Below are 18,040 nucleotides of genomic sequence, written 5' to 3' on the forward strand. Positions count from 1 at the left end.
ACCCACGGCGACGGAGCAAACGCTCCGCCCGCCGCGTCGGTACCGCTACGCATCGAAACCGGTCGGCGCCGGGATCACGTCACATCGGCCTGCAGGCCTGCCCTACCGATCCCACGCATCGCGCAGGCCTCATCCTTGTCGGGATGGTCCCCGCTGATGCCGACCGCGCCAACCACATTACCCTGTGCATCGCGGACCAGTACGCCGCCCGGCACCGGCGCGATACGTCCACCGGAGATGTCCGTCAGCGCGGCATAGAATGCGGGCGCGCTAGCCGCCCGCTCGGCCAGCGTGCGTCCTCCGTGCCCCATGCCTAATGCGCCCCACGCCTTCGCCTGGGCAATCTGGGGACGCAGGATGCCGCTGCCGTCTTCACGCTTCAGTGCCAACAGGTGGCCACCGGCATCGAGCACGGCGACGGTCAGCGGATGACAACCAAGCTCCCGCGCATGAGCGAGCGCGGCGTCGACGATGACCGATGCCTGATCCAGTGTAAAAGTTTGCATGGTGTGTATTGGCTCTCGAAGAAAAAAGCAGCATGAGCGGGGGCGACGCTTCCTGCTCATGCCGGACATGCAAGGGCACGGTCCTGCTCAACCCGCATGACGCGACGCCGCAGCGCTCGCTCCGTACTCCGGCGCGCCATCGGATTGCGGCTGCCGGACACGCAGCACGAAACGTCCGATGGCAAACGAAGTAATCGCTGCGCCAAGTGAGGTCGCACCGACCAGCAGAAAGAGCGCCGAAGGCGCCATGCCCGCGGCCAGCAACACGCCGCCGAGGACAGGGCCGACGATGGCGCCGATCCGGCCCACGCCCATCGACCAGCCGATTCCCGTGGCACGGGAGAACGTGTCGTAGAACGCCGCACACATCGCAACCGTGCAAATCTGCGCCCCGATGCTGAAGAATCCCGCAATGAAGGCAACCGCTCCCAGCAGCGTGCCCGACGCAGCCGCCCGGCCTATCAATGCGATCGCGATCGCGCCAAGCAGGAAGCCGCATCCGACCACACGCGCCGTGCCGACACGGTCCGCAAGCCGCCCAAGCACGATGCAGCCAAATATCGAGCCGAAGTTCAGCATCGAAGCCGCCCGGACCGCACTCCCAATACTGAGCCCGTTGTGCCCCGCGACAACCGGCACCCAGTTGACGAGAAAATACGTCAGCAACAAGCTCAAGAACAACGTGATCCACAACAGGACCGTACCTAACGCGCGCCCCTCCCTGAACAGATTGACAACGGGCGTGCGGGCACCATGCCCAATGCTGGGCGCTTCACCGCTCCATTCGAATTCCGAACGCATGCGCCGCAGCAAACGGGTGATGGCTTTGCGATCGCCGCGCAACTCGAGAAAACGGGCGGATTCGGGCGCGAACGCGATCAGCAGAGGAATGGTGAATAACGGCAGCACACCACCGACGACAAATACACTTCGCCATCCGACCGCGGGAATCAATTGTGCGGAGACGAACCCGCCAATGACCGCGCCCAGCGGGAAACCGCAGAACATGGTGGTGACGAGCGTTGCACGCAATCGCTTTGGCGCATATTCGGAGGTGAGAGAGACGAAGCACGGCAGCGCGCCGCCCAGTCCAAGACCCGTGACAGAACGCGCCGCCGTCAGCGAAGACAGCGAATCGCACAACGGCGTGAGCAAAGACCCGATCGAGAAGAGCAGAACCGTGCCCAGAAGAACGGGCTTCCGGCCAAACCGGTCGCCCGTGATGCCGAAAACAATCGCGCCAAGCAAGCCACCCAGCAAACCCGCACCGAATACTGGCCCGAAGGCCGCGGGCGCCACATGCCAACTTCCGACGATGGCCGGCGCCACGAACGCAATCGTCTGCGTATCGCACCCGTCAAGCATGGCTACGAGTCCGCACAACGCCATGATCGAGATCTGAAAGCGGCTCACAGGGCTCGCATCGATGATCGATTCGAGGTCCAGCTTCACGGCGTTTTGCATCATCCATCTCCTTTCGTCAGGCGAGAACGCTGACTCTTTTGCACCGGCAATCATGCGACTCACCGGCTAGAACTTGAAACCGACGTTGGCGTACACGTGGTATCCCTTAGTGATCGTGGCCGCGTCCGTTGGTACGTTGCCGCCGGTCGCGCTTGCAAGCACATCCTTCGTCGCCGACAGGCCCAGTACTACGCGTCCAAAGTTATAGCTGACCTGGCCGCCCACTGCGAGCAGGTTATAGCGATCCGTCACGATGGTGTTATGGTAGAAAGCGCTGGACGTGTCATTGCTGATCTGCCCCACGTAGGTCAACACGGGCCCGACGGACCATTGTCCAAACGACTTGGTGGCGGCAAGGTCCGCATGCAGGATGTCGCCTGTCCGATAGCCGGTGTACGTGTTCGCGGTGTTGAATTCCGTCGAGAAGTTCGCCGTCACGTGCCAGCCGAATCTCAGGTAAGAAACACTCAGCGAAGGCTGAATGATCCACCACGGGTTGCCGATATTGCTGAGTCCCGCCGCCCCCGTGATGGTGCCGTCAGGCACCACCACGGCAAGACCGGTCTTCACGTAGAGGCCGGTATTACCGAGTTGCCAGCTCAACTGGGCGGGCGAGATCACCGTATTGTGCAAGCCCGACTTACTGCTGTTAATCGGGGCGCCCGCATCGGCCATGGTGGCCGGCTGCAGGAGCATCGCCTCATAATTGGCGCCGAGAAAGGTCCAGCCGGGAGACCAGAGAAGCGCTGACACGGCTGTGACCACATCGACCGAGGTCGTCTGCTTGTCGGCGCCCGGACCGGTTGTGCTCGTCTGCTGGACATATATCTGGTTGAAGCTGTAGAAGCCCGGCTGCGGCTGCGGTGCAGCCGTCATGCCCAACGTCGCGCCCGGTGGCATCGACCAGCCCGGATATCCCGGCTCGTAAGCGTGCGCCGGCGTCATCCCGATGCCGCAGACGAGGCTGGCTGCGCTCAGCAGCCAGCCGCGCAGTTTCCCTGCATGACCCATGTCTCCTCCGATTTATGTTTGACTCATCAAGTCACCTGGTGACTTGGTATCGAGTGTAGCGCGACTAAAAGCGATCCGAAAGGAGTCCGGGACACGGTGTTTTCCCGTAGATTGAGCGCAGCAGCCGGATTCGGCGTCGCCGCGGTGCCTGCACCGATCCGGCAGGTTCGAGGCGGAGGTGTGTCGTATCATGGGTTGAAAGGCAAACCACTTTCGACGGGCATCGCGTTGATCGCGTTGATTCACCGACCGCGCGAAAGGTCGCCAACCTCACCGAACTTCCGTCCGTAACTTGCGGCAGCAGCGAGTGGCCGCGTGCACCCACAAAGGAGATTGAGCATGTCCAGCACCATTGCCGAAAAGCGCCGGGCCTTTCGCGCGTTGCATGCAGCAGGATGTTTTGTGTTGCCGAATCCGTGGGACGTCGGCAGCGCGCGTTATCTCGCGAGTGTCGGCTTCAAGGCGCTAGCCACGACCAGCTCGGGCTTCGCGTGGTCCACCGGCCGGCCCGACAACGGCGTGCCGCGCGACACGATCCTCGCGCACCTGCGCGAGGTGGTCGGCGCGACGGATCTGCCGGTCAACGCCGACTTCGAAAGCGGCTTCGGCAAGGATCCGGCCGAAGTCGCGCAAAGCGTCCGGCTCGCGATCGACACCGGCATCGCCGGGCTGTCGATCGAAGACTCGACAGCCGATCCGAAGTCGCCGCTGTTGCCGCTCAATGTGGCCGTCGAACGGATCGCTGCGGCAAGACGCGCGATCGACGAAGCAGGCGGCGACACGCTGCTCGTCGGACGCGCGGAGAATTTCGTCGCCGGCGTACCCGACCTTGAAGACGCGATCGCGCGTCTGCGAGCTTATGCGCAAGCGGGTGCCGACTGCCTGTACGCGCCGGGCATCAATACGCGCGAGCAGATCGAAGCCGTGGTCGCCGCGGTCAGGCCGAAGCCGGTCAATCTGTTGATCGGCGGGCCGTCCGCGTTCACGCTCGACGAGCTGACGAAGCTCGGCGTGCGGCGCGTGAGCGTAGGCGGGGCGCTCGCCCGCGCGGCGTGGGGTGGCCTTGTCACTAGCGTTCAAGGGCTGGCGGACGGCCGCTTCGACAGCTTGCCGAAGGAGCCGTCAGGCGGGTGGCTGAACAGCATGTTTAACGACGTCGCATAGCGTCGCGTCCCGGCCGCTTCGATATCGCGGCAATCAGTCGTGGCCGGGAGCGCTACCCGCTAGCGTTTTCGACCACGCGGCCTTCCGCGCGCCAACGCAGCATGCCGCCGGCGAGATTGGCAACGGCCTCGAATCCTGCCTGCCGCAAGATGACCGTGGCTTGCGCCGACCGTCCACCGGCCCGGCATACCGTCACGATCGGGCGTTCCTTTGTGAGTTCAGCGGCGCGGTCAGCCAGATCGCCGAGTGAAATGAGTCGGGCTGCGGGAATGCGCCCGAGCGCCCCGTCGAACTCGTCAGGCTCGCGCACATCGACAATCTGGACGGCGCGAAGATTCTCCTCGAGCCACTGAGGATTGATTTCCCAGATGCCCGCGAAGGTGTACGTCAACGGCGCCCACTCGGGCTCGGCCATCTGCGTGGGGTCACGGGTGGCCAGGCCGCATTTCAGGTTGGCCGGCACCGCGACGTCGATCTGCTTCGGATGCGGCAAGCGCAGGTTCGTCATGTGCACGCTGAAATCGTCTTCGCACAGCTCGCCGCCAAGGCGCGGATTGAAGTGCCGTTCCTCGCCGACACTCGTGACCGTCAAGCCGCGGTAGTCGTGCGCCGGATAAAGCAGGCAAGTGTTGGGCAGCGTGAAAATCTGCTGATGGACCGCACGGAACATCGCGCGCGCATCGCCGTGCTGGAAATCGGTCCGGCCTGTGCCCCTGATCAGCAGACAATCTCCGGTGAACGCGAGGGTCTCGTCGTCAAGCACGAGGCTGATGCATCCATTCGTATGGCCCGGCGTCGCGCGCACTTGCAGGTGCCGCGCGCCGAACTCACACCGGTCGCCATGGCTCAGATAGCGGTCCGCGCCTTCGGCGCCGCTCGCCGCCGATATCGCAATCTGGCTGCCTGTGTGGCGCTTCAGCATCCATGCACCGGTCACATGATCGGCGTGGACGTGGGTGTCGATGGTGTACAGGAGGCGCAATCCCAGTTCTTCGATCAGCGCGGTCTCGCGGCGCACCTGCTCGAATACCGGATCGATCAGCACCGCCTCTCCCGTCACGCTATCCGCAAGAAGATAGGTGTAGGTAGACGATTGCTGATCGAATAGCTGCCGGAAGATCAACACGATTTGGCTCCGTCGGAATGCAGGTCGTGCCTATAGCGTAGAACATTTGCATCCGGAGGTCACATATCGGCTACGTTTGCCATTACGGCAGCGTAATCGGCACAGGACGCGTGAGCAGGTCGACGTAGAGACTGAAGAACCGGTTGTTGTCGAACTGCGTCACGTAGGTGATCTTCTGCGGCGAAGCGCCTGATGCAGGTTGATCGGGGTACACCGTCACATGCCCCTGGTCCTCGCCGGCCGTGGTGTCGATATCTAGGTAAGCGCTTTTCGTTTGCGTCGCATAGGTGGGGTCCATGAAATACGCGATCGTCAACGTATCGTACAGATCGGTGTTCTCGGCAAACGCACCTGCATTGGCGACGGCGTACGCCTTCGTCACCGCAGTCTGCTTGTTGGGGTTGTTGACGATTTCGTTGTACACCGTCTGCGTGAGCGGCACGGTATTGGTCACGTCGAGCGGAATGTCGCTCTGCGGAATCGTAGTCTGCAAAACCGTACGGACGGCGAGCGGGTCAAACCACCAGTTCAGTTCCGCCACGGCGTTGGCATTGCCCGGCACGGCCATCGCCCCGCCCATATAGACGATCTGCTTGATCAGCGGCACGATCTCCGGCGCCTTCATGATGGCTGTGGCGAGATTGGTCGGCGGTCCGACCTCCAGAATGGTGACCTGATTCGGATAGCGCTTGATGGTCTGGATCATGAAATCCGCCGCGCTTTGCGCCTGCAGTTTCGTCGACACCGCGAAACCGTCCGAGGGCGCAACAAGCTGGGACTGCTCCGTCGGTTCCGGCCGGCTCCACGCACCGAAATAGCCTTGCGGATTGGCCGCCTGCTGAGCGCGAATACTCGCAAGGTTGTACTGCAACGGATAGTCGGCCCCGCCGTAGACGCCCACTACGTTCTGCACCCCCATGCGCTCCACGGCCTTGAGCGCATCCGCTTCTTCCTGAATCAGCCAGTCGTTGCCCGTCACGACGCACAGCCCGAGCAGGTTGACCTTACCTTCGCCCATCAACTGCGTGGTCATGGCGAAAAGCTGACCGTCGTCGCCCATGGTGTTGAAGTCCGAGTCGATGATGACCTTCGGCGCGGTAGCGAGCGGATCGGTCACCGAGACGCTGCCGCCGCATCCGGCAAGAACCGCCGACATAATAAGGATGCCTATATATTGTGATTTCATGTTTCGTCCTCAAGCAGAGACCGCGATTAACCAGGAAAACACCCTCTGGCGAGGGTGCCGGCAATGCAACGTCGAACCACTCAGCGTGGCAAGCCGGACAACCTCATGTCACAACAGGCGTCCGGTTCAAGCTGCGCGGTCGACTTCCGCACGAGTCGGGATCGACGGCTGCGCGCCGGCGCGCGTCACCGAAATCGACGCCGCCCGTTGCGCGAGGCTGATCGCGCCTTCCAGCGGCTGCCGCGCGGCGAGCTGCGCGGCAAACACCCCAATGAAGGTATCGCCGGCCGCTGTCGTATCGACCGCCCGCACCTGCGGCGCCGGAAAATGCGTGCCCTCGCCGCCTTCCAGCAACAGATAAGCGCCTTGCGCACCGAGCGTGACGATCACGTTGCGCGCGCCGCCGCGTTGCAACTCCGTCGCCGCCCTTCTCGCGCCGCTTTGCGATTCGACCGGCAGACCGGCGAGGATCGCGGCCTCGACCTCGTTCGGAACGAGGAAATCGATCAAGGGCAGCCATTCCGCAGGCAGCGGGCCGGTTGCGGGCGCCGGGTTCAGCACCGTGATCTTGCCCAGTCGCCGGGCCAGCGCGAGCGCCGCGTGGACTGAATCCCAGGGCGTTTCGAGTTGGCAGACCACCACATCGCAGGCCTTGATCGCCGCCTCGTGGCGTGCGACGCCTTCGGGCGTCAGTGAGCCGTTACTGCCCGCGACCACGACGATGGTGTTCTGCCCATCGTCCGATACCGTCACCATGGCCACGCCGGTCGGCTGCGCCGGGTCGACTTCGATACCGGCGCAGTCGATGCCCTCCGCTTCCAGATCCTTGACCCGCTGGGTGCCGTTCGCATCCTTGCCCACGCAACCGACCATGGCCACGCGCGCACCGATGCGCGCGGCCGCCACCGCCTGGTTGCCGCCCTTGCCGCCTGCGACCTGCGAGAACTCATGACCGCCGATGGTCTCGCCAGGCCGCGGCAAATGCGGGGAACGGGCGACCAGATCGGTATTGATGCTACCCACCACGAGTACCCGGCCCTGCTTGGCTTCTTTCGACATTCATATTCTCCTGCCGGCCATTCACCGAATGGTCGAATTATGCGGCGCGGCGCCGGCTTCGATAGGTATCCAGCACGACGGCCACGACAATCACGGCACCCGTAATAATGCGCTTGGTCGGCTCGGTCGCCCCAATCTGGGCGAGACCCGCGGCCAGCACCGAGATGATCAGCACGCCGAAAAAGGTGCTGGTGACGGAACCGCGCCCGCCCATCAAACTCGTGCCGCCGATCACGACCGCCGCAATCACCTGCAATTCGATGCCCGACCCGGCGTTCGGATCCGCCGCTTCGAGCCGCGATATCTGGAACAGCGAAGCGAGACCGGCGAGCAGACCCATCATCCCGAATACCGCAATCTTATAGGGCCGCGGGTTGACGCCCGCGAGACGCACCGCTTCCTCATTCGTGCCGATGCCCACCAGATAGCGGCCGAAGACCGTACGGGTCAGCACGAGTTGAGCGGCGACCATCACCGCAATCGCAATCAGGAACGCGGGCGAAATGCCGAACGCAATCGGGTTGGAGAGGAAATCGAACGCATCGCCGATGTAGGCCGTGCGCGAGTTCGTCAATTGATACGCGACGCCGCGAGCCGCTTCGAGCACGCCGAGCGACACGATGAACGACGGAATCCGCCACGCCACCGTAATCGCGCCGGTCACGCAACCCGTCAGCGTGGCGCCCGCCATGCCGAGCAGGGCGGAGGGCAAGGCCGGCCAATGCCACTGCAAGGCCGCGACGCTGGTGAGCGCCGCGCCGAGCGCCAGCACGGAGCCAACCGACAGGTCGATGCCCGCGATGATCAGGACAAAGGTCATGCCGATCGACATCACGACGAGATCGGGGATCTGGTTCGCGATCGTGCTGAAGGTGTCGTAGGTCAGGAAGTGCGAGCTCAGCAGCGAGAACAGCACAATCATGCCGAGGAGCGCGCCGAGCAGGCCGAGATAGTTCGAGAAGCCAAGGCGTGTGCCGATCGGCTTCGTGTCTTTGGGCGGTTCGTTCTGCAGCGTAGGCAGGCTGGTGGGTGCGGTCATGCTTCAATACTCCACTGATTTCTCGCCGGGCTTGTTGCCGGGCCGTTCGTCGGGCACGCGCGCGTCGGGTTCGATCGGCTCGTGCAGCAGTTCGTCGCGTTGGGTGTAGCCCGCGAATGCTGCCGCGAGCAGCGCGTCCTGTGTCCAGGCGCCGCGCTCGAACACGCCCGTCATGCGTCCCGCCGACATCACGCCGATCCGGTCGCAAATCGACATCAACTCGCGCAGATCGCTCGACACCACCACCAACGCGCGGCCTTCCCGCGCCAGCGCGCCCATCAGGCCATAGATGTCGAACTTGGCGCCGACGTCGATGCCGCGCGTGGGCTCGTCGAACAGCAGCACCGTGCAATCGCGCGCGAGCCAGCGGCCGATCACCACCTTCTGCTGGTTGCCGCCCGACAGCTCCGACACCGTCTGCGCCGGGCCCGCGCAGCGAATCCGCATGGCGTCGATCTGTTGGCCCGCCAGCGCCGCCTCGCGCGCGGCATCCACCACGCCGTGTTTCGACACCGCGCGCAGATGGCCGAGCGAGATATTGGCGGCAATCGGCTGGGTGAGCAGGAGACCTTCGCCTTTGCGATCTTCGGTGATCAGCGCGACGCCGTTCTGCACCGCGTCCGAGGGCGACGCGATCTTCACCGGCTCGAGCGCGCCGCCGCCATAGGCGATGGACACCGTACCGGCATCCGCACGATCCGCGCCGTAGATAAGCCGCATCAACTCCGTACGGCCTGCTCCGATCAGGCCGCTGATGCCGAAGATCTCGCCGGCCTTGACCTCGAAGGAGACATCGCGCACGGCCGGCGCGCGGGTCATCCCCGCGACCTTCAGCGCCACGTTGCCAATACGGCGCTCGCCGAGATCGATTCGCTCGCCGATATCGCGGCCCACCATCAACGTCACGAGACGGTCGGCCGAGAGGTTCGCCATTTCGTCGACATGCACGAGACGGCCGTCGCGCAGCACGGCAGCGCGCTTCGCGATCCGCTTCAGTTCTTCGAGGCGATGCGAGATGTACACCAGCGCGACGCCGCGCGCCTGCAGCCGCTCGACCTGCTCGAACAGCAGATCCACCTCGCGGGCGGTGAGCATCGCGGTGGGCTCGTCGAGGATCAGCACGCGGCAATCGCCGATCAGATTGCGCGCGATCTCCACCATCTGCTGATGGCCGATGCCGAGGGTGCCCACCAGCGTGTCGGGATGGATCGCGTCGAGCCCGACTTGCGCCATGGCATGCCGCGCGTCCTCGCGGAGTTTGGCGCGGTCGATCCAGCCGAACACGCCGCGCTGCGGCAAACGGTTTAGAAACAGGTTCTCGGCCACCGAGAGGGTCGGCAGCAGGTTGAGCTCCTGCATGACCATGCGTACGCCGAGCGCTTCGGCGTCCTTGCGGCTGGCGGGCGCGTAAGCTGCGCCGGCCAGCGTCATCGAGCCGGTGGTCGGCGTGACCAGACCGCCGACGATCTTCGACAACGTGCTCTTGCCCGCGCCGTTCTCGCCGGTCAGCGCCAGCACTTCGCCGGCGCGCAGGTCCAGCGAGATATCGGCGAGCACGGGTTCGGCGTAGGTCTTGCCGATGCCCTCCACCCGCAACACGGGTGGGGCATCAACAAGGGATAGGATGGGAGTGGACATCACATTGACAAAGCCGGACGGAGATCAGGAAGCGTGGCTCCCTGCAGGAGCGAGCCACGCGTGGTGCCGGTCTTACTTGGTGACCAGATCGACAGGCGTTTCGACGACGCCCGACAATTCCGACTGCTTCTTGTGTTCGGCGATGGCCTTCAGCGCCGTGTCGATACCGAACACCGCCTGTTTCGCAGCGTACTGATCCGCTGTGGCGAGGACGCGGCCGTCGGCGAGCATCGGCTTGATCGCGCTGATGTCGTCATAGCCCACCACCTGGATCTTGCCGGCCTTGCCCGCCGCACGCACCGCCGAGACCGCGCCGATCGCCATGTTGTCGTTGCCGCACAGCAGCGCCTTGACGTCCGGGTTGGCATTGAGGATCTGGCCCGCGACCGCGTTGCCCTTGTCGATTTCCCACTCGCCCGATTGCAGCGAGACAACCTTCATGCCGCCAGCCGCCATGGACTGCTTGAAGCCGGCCGTGCGTTGCTGCGCGTTGGTGGTGGTCGAGACGCCTTCGATAATGGCGACGTTATCGCCCGCCTTCAGGTGCTTGGCCAGGTAGTCACCCACCTTTTGCGCGCCCTTGGCATTATCCGGGCCGACGAACGGAATGTTCAGGTCTTTCGACTTGAGCACGTCCCGGTCCAGCTGGTTGTCGATGTTGACCACGATAATGCCCGCATCCACCGCCTTCTTGAGCACCGGCACCAGTGCCTTGGAATCGGCCGGGGCGATCACCAGGGCGTCGACCTTCGACACGATCATCTGCTCGACGATACGAATCTGGTTAGCCGTGTCCGTTTCGTCCTTGATACCGTTCGTGATCAGGTCGAACTTGTCGGGGTTCTGCTTCTGATAGTCCTTTGCGCCGGTTTCCATGGTGAGGAAAAACTCGTTCGCCAACGACTTCATCACGAGCGCGACCTTCGGCTTGTGGGCGGTCTGGGCGAATGCGGCGGGCATGGGCAGAAGCGACGCTGCGAAGAGGGCAGCGCCGACGACGATAGCGCGACGCCGCGCCGGTTGGAAATGGCGGTTCATTAGATGTCTCCGTATCGCTCTTTCGGTCTACGTACTGATAGCCGGTGAGTCGTGTGATGGGTCGGGATGCCACGCTTGCCTCCGGCTGCCTTGATGAAACCGTCAAGCGGCTTCGCCAGATGCTGGGACAAGTATGACTGGCTTCAATCCTATCCTCGCGATCCCGGTTATGCTATGCCAAATTTCAAAATCGAGCGTTTCAAAAATGGAACATGTGGACTGGGACGACCTGAGGATTCTGGTGGCGATCGCGCGTGGCGGCACCATGCGCGCCGCCGCCGCGGCTTGCGACTTGAGCGCGCCGACCCTGTCGCGCCGCCTGACCGAGCTCGAGCGGCGGCTGGGCGAGCCGCTCATCGACCGGGTGCCGTCGGGCTGTACCGTGACGGCTTTCGGCGCCCGGGTGCTGGCCTGGGCCGAGCAGATGGAAGACCTCGCCCACCGGATCGAACGCGCCGCGGACGTAACCGGCGGCGGCCCGCACGGCACGGTGCGGATCAACGCCGTCGAATGGCCGTCCTACATTCTGCTGAAACTGCTCGGCTCGTTCCAGGAGCGGCTGCCCGGACTCGCCATCGAAGTGCTGACGTCGCGACGGCCTTATAGCCTCGCAAGACGCGAAGCGGATATTGCGCTGTGGTCGGAATGTCCCGACGCGGGCGACCTGTATGTCCGGCGCATAGGCCGGATCCGCTTCGGGCTGTTCGGCTCGCGCGACTACTATCTGCGCCACAAGGCGGCGATCACGCGCAAGGAATGGGACAAGCTGTCGTTTGTCGGCTATGACGACCGGCAGCCGGATCACCCGGCTACGCAATGGCTGAAGACGCTGCCGGGTGCGCCGGCGCCCTCGCTGCGCAGCAGCTACGGCATGGGCGTATTCGATGGGGTGCTGGGCGGTTCCGGCCTCGGCGTGCTCGCCCAGCTCGCGGGCGACACGACGAGCGATCTGGTTTGTGTGGAGCGGCACATCAAGGCGCTCGATCAGGACGTGTGGATGGTGCTGCATCCCGCCCTGCGCGATAGCGAGCGGATACGGACCGTGGCGAATCTGATTGCCGAGATTTTCCGGTAGGGTTTTTAGTGCCCCAGTCACGCGACGGCATGCGCAACCGCGATGCGACTCCCGACGCGCCTGCTATACCTGGCGCTGAACCGTCCGGCCGTCGGCAAGATCGATCGTCTCGCCGATCTTGAGCGCCTGAATCTGCTGGACCTGCTGCGCCGAGAACTTGTGTTCGGGGTCGAGAAACACGTGCAAGGGATACACGAAGGTGCCCTGCTTCCAGTACCGCTTGTCGAAGGTCACAGCGAACCTCTTCTCGACCGGCTTGACTGGGCTAAGCGACTCCAGCTTCGCGCGAAACCTGACGACTTCACCGCGAACCACCTCGCTCTGCGACGTCACCAGCATTGCGACCTCGCTTTCCGGGTCGCTCACGCCCGGGCAATTTTCAGCCGCCGCGAGAGCGGCCTCGCCTGCCAGAACCAGTCCCTCCAGCCAGCGCTTCGTATCGGGCAGTCCGTTATTTTCCATCGCGTTTCACACTTCCTTGGTATCACTGACTCAATTTGCCAGCCACGCCTGGACGTGTCAATGACCGGCTCCTCGGCGCCAACTGTCCCCAGTTAGGCCTATCCAAAAGAATTTCTTTTGCCCGAACCTAGATATCCTCGATAGTCGACTAGCCGGAGAGCGGAGATACTCCGTCCTTACCTCGTTTGCAGCCGTATCGGCCTGCGAACTCGTGCTTTGAAGGACTCCGGCAGATGACTCGAAAACCCCTAAGCCTCATGGCGGCGACCGCCTTTGCATGCGCGATCACGCCGGTCAGCCACGCGGCGGACGATCAGCAAGACGCGATCAGAACCACAGTGACCCGCGCCATCCAGCCGGTGATGGCCGGGAACAATGTGCCGGGCATGGCGATTGGCGTCGTCATCGGCGACCGGCACTACGTGTTCAACTATGGTGTGGCGTCGAAGGAGACCAGAAAGCCCGTCACGGACGATACCTTGTTTGAACTCGGCTCCGTCAGCAAGACGTTGACGGCGACGCTGGCGTCGTATGCGCAGGTAAGCGGCTATCTGTCCTTGTCCGACCCGACGGGCAAGTTCCTCCCGTCTCTGCAGCACAGTCCGTTCGGCAATGTGAGCCTGCTCACTCTGGGTACGCACACGCCCGGAGGACTGCCGTTGCAGGTGCCGGACAATATCCATAACGACGATCAGTTGCTGCAGTATTTCCGGGCATGGCGGCCCACCTATGCGCCCGGCACGTATCGGACTTACGCCAATCCGGGCATCGGCGCACTCGGGCTGATCACGGCAAAGAGCATGGGGCAGGACTTCAGCGCGCTGATGCAGCATCAACTGTTTCCCGCGCTCGGCATGAAGAGCAGCTACATCGACATCCCCGCCGCGAAATTGCCCGACTACGCCGAGGGCTACACGAAAGACGGCGCGCCGATCAGGATGGCGCCCGGCGTGCTGTGGTCCGAAGCCTATGGCGTCCGGACGACCGCTGCCGACATGACCCGCTTCCTCGAAGCCAACATGAATCTGCTCCCGTTGCCCCCGAAGCTTCAGCGCGCGGTTACGGAGACCCACACCGGCTACTTCAAGGCGGGGCCCATGACGCAGGACCTGATATGGGAACAATACCCGTATCCGGTCACCTTGAAGACGCTACAGGACGGCAACTCGCCGGCGATGATTTTCGACGCAACACCGGTCACGCCAATCACGCCACCGCAGGCTCCGCGAGAAGACGTCTGGATCAACAAGACCGGCTCGACCAACGGCTTCGGCGCTTACATCGCCTTCGTTCCGCAGAAGCGGATAGGGATCGTCATCCTCGCCAACAAAAACTTCCCCATCGATCAACGGGTCACCGCTGCGTACAGGATTCTCACGTCGCTGGCCGACAGCGAGCATTGATCGATGAGGGACGATTTATTGAACCATCCTGAACCTCAGATGTTTTCGATCACCACCGGTTCGATCGTGTCCGCCGGTTCGAAACCGAAAATCTTGCCGTAGAAGTACAACTCGGCTTCCAGCGAATGGGTGATGGTTTCGGCTCGCCTGAAGCCGTGCCCTTCCCCCTCATACAGCACGTGGGCCACCGGCAGGCCTTTCGTGCGGACCACCTGATAGATCGATTCGGCCTGGTTCGGCGGCACGACCTTGTCCTCTGCGCCCTGGAACAGGATCATGGCGCTCGACATCTGCTCCACGAAATGAATGGGCGAGCGCGCCTGATAAAGGGCTTGCTCTTCCGGATACGGGCCCACCAGCCGAATCATGTAACGCGACTCGAACTTGTGCGTGTCCTTCATCAGCGCTTCGAGGTCGCCCACGCCGTAGTAGCTCGCGCCCGCCTTGAAGAAATCGTGGAACGCCAACGCGCACAGCACCAGATAACCGCCGGCACTGCCGCCGCGCACTGCGAGCGCGTCCTGATTCACGCGCCCTTGCTCGATCAGGTACCGCGCTGCATTGATCGCGTCGTTGACGTCGGTGACGCCCCATTGGCCATCCAGACGTTGACGGTACGCCCGGCCGTGTCCGCTGCTGCCGCCGTAGTCCACGTCGACAACGGCAAAGCCGCGACTGGTCCAGTACTGGATCGGCAAGCGGAATCCGGAATGCGTCGACGAGGTCGGACCGCCGTGGGCAATCACGATCAGCGGCGGCAACGTGCCCTCGGGGCCCTTGAAGTCGGGATTGGCCGGCGGATAGAAGAATGCATGCGCATGCAGACCGCCTTCCGTCGGGAAGCGGATCGGCTCGGCAATCGATACGTAGCGCGCATCCACCGCGGCGCCGCCCGATTGGCGCAGTACGCGGCAGGTGTGTGTGCGCAGATCGAGTTCGACGATCGCTTCGCCTGAGGTCGGCGAACTACCGACGAACACCGCCCGTTCGCCCTCGACCTGCAGGTCGCGCATCGTGCTGTATGGCGTCAGAATGTCGGCGAACGCACCGCTCGACGGATCGCATGCCGCCAGGTGCGCGACGCCATCCTGCTCGTAAAGACATACGATGCGGCCGTCTGCCGCGAAGCCATAGGTTGTCATCCCGAAGACCCACTGGGGCTTGCCGAATTCGGCGTCCATCGGATGAAGGGCTTCGAGCGCGGTGTCGCTGTTGGTGCCGATGCTCGCAGCCGTGGATGCGCCGACGCGCACCCGATACAGATTCCACCAGCCGCTACGGTCTGAGACGACATATAGATCGCCAGCCGGCGACCACGCGGGTTGAAACAGCGACTCGGTATGGCCGCCGGCAATCCGGCGCGGCGTCCCGATCGCACCGTTGGCCGCAATCTCCGCCACCCACAGTTCCGTGCCGTCCCATGGCATGTTCGGATGGTCCCAGGTCAACCATGCGAGATGCGTTCCATCGGGACTCAGGCAGGGCGAGGCAAAGAAGTCGTGACCCTCTGCGATCGTTTCGGTCGCTCCGCTTGCCAGATCGATGCTCACGAGTGTATTCACCGGCTCATGACTGCCTGCGCGGTGGTCCTCGCACACGCCGATCAACCGCCCACGGACCGGATCGGCGATCAGATCCGCATAGCGAAGGCCCTCGGTCTGTGTCACCGCTTTCGGCTGGCCGGATGGGTCGACCGCATAGACCTGTTGGTCCTTGAAGTTGACGAAGAACACGCCCAGTGCCGTCACCGCCAGGGCGCCCCCGCCGTACTCGTGCACGCGCGAGGCCGCGTCGAACGGTGCGGCGGTCAGTTCTTCGATTTCGCCGTCGGCGCGAAACCGGACGATTGCATGCCGGCCCTTTTCCTGCGGACGTCCCTCGGTCCAGACGATCCCCGCGCTGCCGATGCGAGGTTGTCCGAGCCGCAGCGATTCGCCGACGACCAGTTGGGCGGTCACCGGCGATTTCCAGCTACCGAATGCAGCGTAAGTGGGCGAGCCTGCTTGCGACGGGGAAATGGAAGGGGTGGAATTCATGGGGAGCGGGAGATGAGGGGTAGGGAATGAATCATGACCTATCGCCCTCTCGCATTCAACCCGTCCAGATGGCCAAATTTCGCCCCATCACGCGATCTTCCGAACCCATTGACTCCGCCAGGCCGGTGCTTCAAAGGGCTCCGAAAAATACTGCGTCTCGTGCACGACCTTGCCGTTGCGAAACTCCATCACGCTGACGGTGTAAGCCGCTTGTCCCTTATAAGCGATGGTGTACTCCGTGACCCAGAGATTACCGTCACCTTGAATGCGCCTGACATCGAAACCCGATGGCTTATCTGGATGATGACCTCGCAGCGCCTGCAAATTCTTTCGCCCGAGGATTCGTTCGCCTGATTGGGGATAGTCGCAGATAGCATCGTCATCGTAGATATCGTGTTCTGCGTCGAGATCGCCGGCCGCCGATGCCTGCCAGTGCGCATTCAGCGCCTCACGGATTGTTTCGTCCTGCATGGAGTGCCCCCGGATAGCGTTGACATCTGTCTATTGCGCACGTCGCGGAATAAACCCGGGGCTGCCCGTCTTGACCACTTCGTTGAACCGCTGCCTCGTCTCAATCCGGTTGATCTCGTCGAATGCGTCAGCCGGCAGCGCGGCGATGTCGAAATTCTCGCGCGCGCGATCCGCAGTCTTCGGCGTGGTGAGTAAAGCCCCACCCCGCTGGATCGCCCAGGCCAGCAATACCTGTGCTGTTGTCTTGCCGGTTCGCGCGGCAATCTGCGCGATAACGGGATCCTCAAGCGGCCCCGGCCTGATTCCGTGACCCAATGGCGCAAAGGCCAAAAACACGATGTCTTTCTCTTTGCAGAATTCCAGCAGTTCGGTTTCCGGAAGATACGGATGGGCCTCGACCTGCACCGCCGCCGGCTTGATTCGGGCCGACTCATAGAGAGGCTGCAAATCGTCCAGGCCGATGTCGGACAGTCCGATAGCCCGGCATCTTCCCTGGTCGACGAGCGCTTCCATCGCTCGCCACGTGTCCAGCAGCGTCACACCTTGGTCGTAAATGACCTGACCGTTGTCATCGCGTGGGTCCTGCTCATCGCCCGGTTGAAATGCAAACGGCGTGTGTATCAGATAGAGATCGAGATAGTCGAGTCCGAGCCTTTCAAGACTTGCCTCGAAAGCCGGTTGGACACGCTCGGGCCGATGATTGGAGTTCCACAACTTGGTGGTCATGAAAATGTCTTCGCGTGCGACCCCTGCGGCAGGAAGCCCTGTCTGCAGCGCTTCGCCGACCTCGCGCTCGTTCCGGTATCGCTCGGCACAATCGAAGTGTCGATAGCCGGCTTCCAGCGCTTCTCGGGTAGCGCGGAGGGTCGTAGCTGCATCGGGAATCAGCGTGCCGAATCCAAGCGCGGGCATACGGCCGCCTCCGTGATTCAGCACGATCTTTTTGCTCCGAAAATCGGAAGACTCAATCATGGCGACACCTCCGCAATCGTTCATGCCCGGCGACGAAGGATCGGCGCCGGGGCCTGCAAGAATCCCTTCTTTCAGGCCGGATTGGTGTTGAATGTGCGGAAAGTGAAGCCGTCAAAGCGAGTCTCGCTGATTTGCTGCTCAGCCGTCGCCATCAGGGTCAAACCGAGCACCAACCAAACAGGTCTGCTTCTCGACCCAGTGTAGCAAATGAACGGCTTACAAGCGGCGGTAAAACTTCGCAAGCAGCAGTTTGAGGCGCAGCGCGATACGCTTGCCCTGTGCTGTCCGATACGGAGAAAGGTGCGCGGCGAAGCTGCCGAGCAGTGCAAGCGCGCCGATCGTCTCGAGCAGGGCTGACATCATGGCTTCCTCACAGGCTGACGCGCGCGC

Annotated in this window: 17 protein-coding genes; 3 read left to right on the forward strand and 14 right to left on the reverse strand. The window is 63.1% G+C overall.

What is annotated here, in order from left to right; all coding sequences use genetic code 11:
* Nucleotides 1-74: 74 nt before the first annotated feature.
* From BUS12_RS00640 to BUS12_RS00650, 3 genes are all read right to left on the reverse strand, one after another.
* On the reverse strand, nucleotides 75-506 hold the full coding sequence (locus BUS12_RS00640; RefSeq protein WP_074293759.1) for a GlcG/HbpS family heme-binding protein: 432 nt from the start codon (nucleotides 504-506) through the stop codon (nucleotides 75-77).
* 87 nt (nucleotides 507-593) lie between these two features.
* Nucleotides 594-1,973: an MFS transporter gene (locus tag BUS12_RS00645; protein ID WP_074293760.1), complete on the reverse strand. Its 1,380-nt coding sequence runs from the start codon at nucleotides 1,971-1,973 to the stop codon at nucleotides 594-596.
* A 63-nt stretch (nucleotides 1,974-2,036) separates the two neighbouring features.
* On the reverse strand, nucleotides 2,037-2,981 hold the full coding sequence (locus tag BUS12_RS00650) for a SphA family protein (protein ID WP_074293761.1): 945 nt from the start codon (nucleotides 2,979-2,981) through the stop codon (nucleotides 2,037-2,039).
* A 339-nt stretch (nucleotides 2,982-3,320) separates the two neighbouring features.
* Between BUS12_RS00650 and BUS12_RS00660 the strand changes: the two genes are divergently transcribed.
* Nucleotides 3,321-4,145, forward strand: coding sequence for an isocitrate lyase/PEP mutase family protein (locus BUS12_RS00660; protein ID WP_074293762.1), 825 nt, complete (start codon nucleotides 3,321-3,323; stop codon nucleotides 4,143-4,145).
* Nucleotides 4,146-4,197: 52 nt separating this feature from the next.
* On the opposite strand, the gene BUS12_RS00665 is transcribed toward BUS12_RS00660, so the two are convergent.
* The 6 genes from BUS12_RS00665 to BUS12_RS00690 all read right to left on the reverse strand — a co-directional run bounded on the left by BUS12_RS00665 (nucleotide 4,198) and on the right by BUS12_RS00690 (nucleotide 11,231).
* Nucleotides 4,198-5,268: a rhodanese-like domain-containing protein gene (locus BUS12_RS00665; RefSeq protein ID WP_074296938.1), complete on the reverse strand. Its 1,071-nt coding sequence runs from the start codon at nucleotides 5,266-5,268 to the stop codon at nucleotides 4,198-4,200.
* Nucleotides 5,269-5,353: 85 nt separating this feature from the next.
* Nucleotides 5,354-6,457: a nucleoside hydrolase gene (locus BUS12_RS00670; RefSeq protein ID WP_074293763.1), complete on the reverse strand. Its 1,104-nt coding sequence runs from the start codon at nucleotides 6,455-6,457 to the stop codon at nucleotides 5,354-5,356.
* 126 nt (nucleotides 6,458-6,583) lie between these two features.
* Nucleotides 6,584-7,516 carry a ribokinase gene (gene rbsK, locus BUS12_RS00675; protein WP_074293764.1) on the reverse strand — a complete coding sequence of 311 codons (933 nt, stop codon included), beginning with the start codon at nucleotides 7,514-7,516 and terminating at the stop codon, nucleotides 6,584-6,586.
* Between the two features lie 37 nt (nucleotides 7,517-7,553).
* The gene (locus BUS12_RS00680) at nucleotides 7,554-8,555 is read right to left on the reverse strand and encodes an ABC transporter permease (RefSeq protein ID WP_074293765.1); all 1,002 of its coding nucleotides are present in this window, start codon (nucleotides 8,553-8,555) and stop codon (nucleotides 7,554-7,556) included.
* Between the two features lie 3 nt (nucleotides 8,556-8,558).
* Nucleotides 8,559-10,193 carry a sugar ABC transporter ATP-binding protein gene (locus BUS12_RS00685; RefSeq protein WP_074293766.1) on the reverse strand — a complete coding sequence of 545 codons (1,635 nt, stop codon included), beginning with the start codon at nucleotides 10,191-10,193 and terminating at the stop codon, nucleotides 8,559-8,561.
* Between the two features lie 72 nt (nucleotides 10,194-10,265).
* Nucleotides 10,266-11,231, reverse strand: coding sequence for a sugar ABC transporter substrate-binding protein (locus tag BUS12_RS00690; RefSeq protein ID WP_074293767.1), 966 nt, complete (start codon nucleotides 11,229-11,231; stop codon nucleotides 10,266-10,268).
* A 205-nt stretch (nucleotides 11,232-11,436) separates the two neighbouring features.
* Between BUS12_RS00690 and BUS12_RS00695 the strand changes: the two genes are divergently transcribed.
* Nucleotides 11,437-12,306 (forward strand): LysR family transcriptional regulator, encoded by an 870-nt coding sequence (locus BUS12_RS00695; RefSeq protein ID WP_074293768.1) that lies wholly within the window; start codon nucleotides 11,437-11,439, stop codon nucleotides 12,304-12,306.
* Nucleotides 12,307-12,369: 63 nt separating this feature from the next.
* Here the strand turns inward: BUS12_RS00695 and BUS12_RS00700 are convergent, their stop codons facing one another.
* On the reverse strand, nucleotides 12,370-12,768 hold the full coding sequence (locus BUS12_RS00700) for a hypothetical protein (RefSeq protein WP_074293769.1): 399 nt from the start codon (nucleotides 12,766-12,768) through the stop codon (nucleotides 12,370-12,372).
* 233 nt (nucleotides 12,769-13,001) lie between these two features.
* Here BUS12_RS00700 and ampC point away from each other — a divergent pair, with 233 nt between their 5' ends.
* Nucleotides 13,002-14,171: a class C beta-lactamase gene (ampC, locus tag BUS12_RS00705; protein WP_074293770.1), complete on the forward strand. Its 1,170-nt coding sequence runs from the start codon at nucleotides 13,002-13,004 to the stop codon at nucleotides 14,169-14,171.
* Nucleotides 14,172-14,206: 35 nt separating this feature from the next.
* On the opposite strand, the gene BUS12_RS00710 is transcribed toward ampC, so the two are convergent.
* The 4 genes from BUS12_RS00710 to BUS12_RS38620 all read right to left on the reverse strand — a co-directional run bounded on the left by BUS12_RS00710 (nucleotide 14,207) and on the right by BUS12_RS38620 (nucleotide 18,013).
* On the reverse strand, nucleotides 14,207-16,207 hold the full coding sequence (locus BUS12_RS00710) for a S9 family peptidase (protein WP_074293771.1): 2,001 nt from the start codon (nucleotides 16,205-16,207) through the stop codon (nucleotides 14,207-14,209).
* Nucleotides 16,208-16,294: 87 nt separating this feature from the next.
* Nucleotides 16,295-16,678, reverse strand: coding sequence for a nuclear transport factor 2 family protein (locus BUS12_RS00715; RefSeq protein WP_074293772.1), 384 nt, complete (start codon nucleotides 16,676-16,678; stop codon nucleotides 16,295-16,297).
* 30 nt (nucleotides 16,679-16,708) lie between these two features.
* The gene (locus BUS12_RS00720) at nucleotides 16,709-17,650 is read right to left on the reverse strand and encodes an aldo/keto reductase (protein WP_074293773.1); all 942 of its coding nucleotides are present in this window, start codon (nucleotides 17,648-17,650) and stop codon (nucleotides 16,709-16,711) included.
* Nucleotides 17,651-17,866: 216 nt separating this feature from the next.
* Nucleotides 17,867-18,013, reverse strand: coding sequence for a hypothetical protein (locus BUS12_RS38620; RefSeq protein WP_171991566.1), 147 nt, complete (start codon nucleotides 18,011-18,013; stop codon nucleotides 17,867-17,869).
* Nucleotides 18,014-18,040: the final 27 nt, after the last annotated feature.

The organism is Paraburkholderia phenazinium (assembly GCF_900142845.1).
In the GTDB taxonomy this organism is placed as follows: Bacteria; Pseudomonadota; Gammaproteobacteria; order Burkholderiales; family Burkholderiaceae; genus Paraburkholderia; species Paraburkholderia phenazinium_A.

What these genes read in the sequence shown, in the direction of transcription:
- BUS12_RS00720 (WP_074293773.1), bottom strand. Translation starts at nt 17,650, where the DNA reads ATGATTGAGTCTTCCGATTTTCGGAGCAAAAAGATCGTGCTGAATCAC.
- BUS12_RS00710 (WP_074293771.1), bottom strand. Translation starts at nt 16,207, where the DNA reads ATGAATTCCACCCCTTCCATTTCCCCGTCGCAAGCAGGCTCGCCCACT.
- BUS12_RS00685 (WP_074293766.1), bottom strand. Translation starts at nt 10,193, where the DNA reads ATGTCCACTCCCATCCTATCCCTTGTTGATGCCCCACCCGTGTTGCGG.
- ampC (WP_074293770.1), top strand. Translation starts at nt 13,002, where the DNA reads ATGACTCGAAAACCCCTAAGCCTCATGGCGGCGACCGCCTTTGCATGC.
- BUS12_RS00660 (WP_074293762.1), top strand. Translation starts at nt 3,321, where the DNA reads ATGTCCAGCACCATTGCCGAAAAGCGCCGGGCCTTTCGCGCGTTGCAT.
- BUS12_RS00700 (WP_074293769.1), bottom strand. Translation starts at nt 12,768, where the DNA reads ATGGAAAATAACGGACTGCCCGATACGAAGCGCTGGCTGGAGGGACTG.
- BUS12_RS00690 (WP_074293767.1), bottom strand. Translation starts at nt 11,231, where the DNA reads ATGAACCGCCATTTCCAACCGGCGCGGCGTCGCGCTATCGTCGTCGGC.
- BUS12_RS38620 (WP_171991566.1), bottom strand. Translation starts at nt 18,013, where the DNA reads ATGATGTCAGCCCTGCTCGAGACGATCGGCGCGCTTGCACTGCTCGGC.
- BUS12_RS00670 (WP_074293763.1), bottom strand. Translation starts at nt 6,457, where the DNA reads ATGAAATCACAATATATAGGCATCCTTATTATGTCGGCGGTTCTTGCC.
- BUS12_RS00695 (WP_074293768.1), top strand. Translation starts at nt 11,437, where the DNA reads ATGGAACATGTGGACTGGGACGACCTGAGGATTCTGGTGGCGATCGCG.
- BUS12_RS00715 (WP_074293772.1), bottom strand. Translation starts at nt 16,678, where the DNA reads ATGCAGGACGAAACAATCCGTGAGGCGCTGAATGCGCACTGGCAGGCA.
- BUS12_RS00645 (WP_074293760.1), bottom strand. Translation starts at nt 1,973, where the DNA reads ATGATGCAAAACGCCGTGAAGCTGGACCTCGAATCGATCATCGATGCG.
- BUS12_RS00680 (WP_074293765.1), bottom strand. Translation starts at nt 8,555, where the DNA reads ATGACCGCACCCACCAGCCTGCCTACGCTGCAGAACGAACCGCCCAAA.
- rbsK (WP_074293764.1), bottom strand. Translation starts at nt 7,516, where the DNA reads ATGTCGAAAGAAGCCAAGCAGGGCCGGGTACTCGTGGTGGGTAGCATC.
- BUS12_RS00640 (WP_074293759.1), bottom strand. Translation starts at nt 506, where the DNA reads ATGCAAACTTTTACACTGGATCAGGCATCGGTCATCGTCGACGCCGCG.
- BUS12_RS00650 (WP_074293761.1), bottom strand. Translation starts at nt 2,981, where the DNA reads ATGGGTCATGCAGGGAAACTGCGCGGCTGGCTGCTGAGCGCAGCCAGC.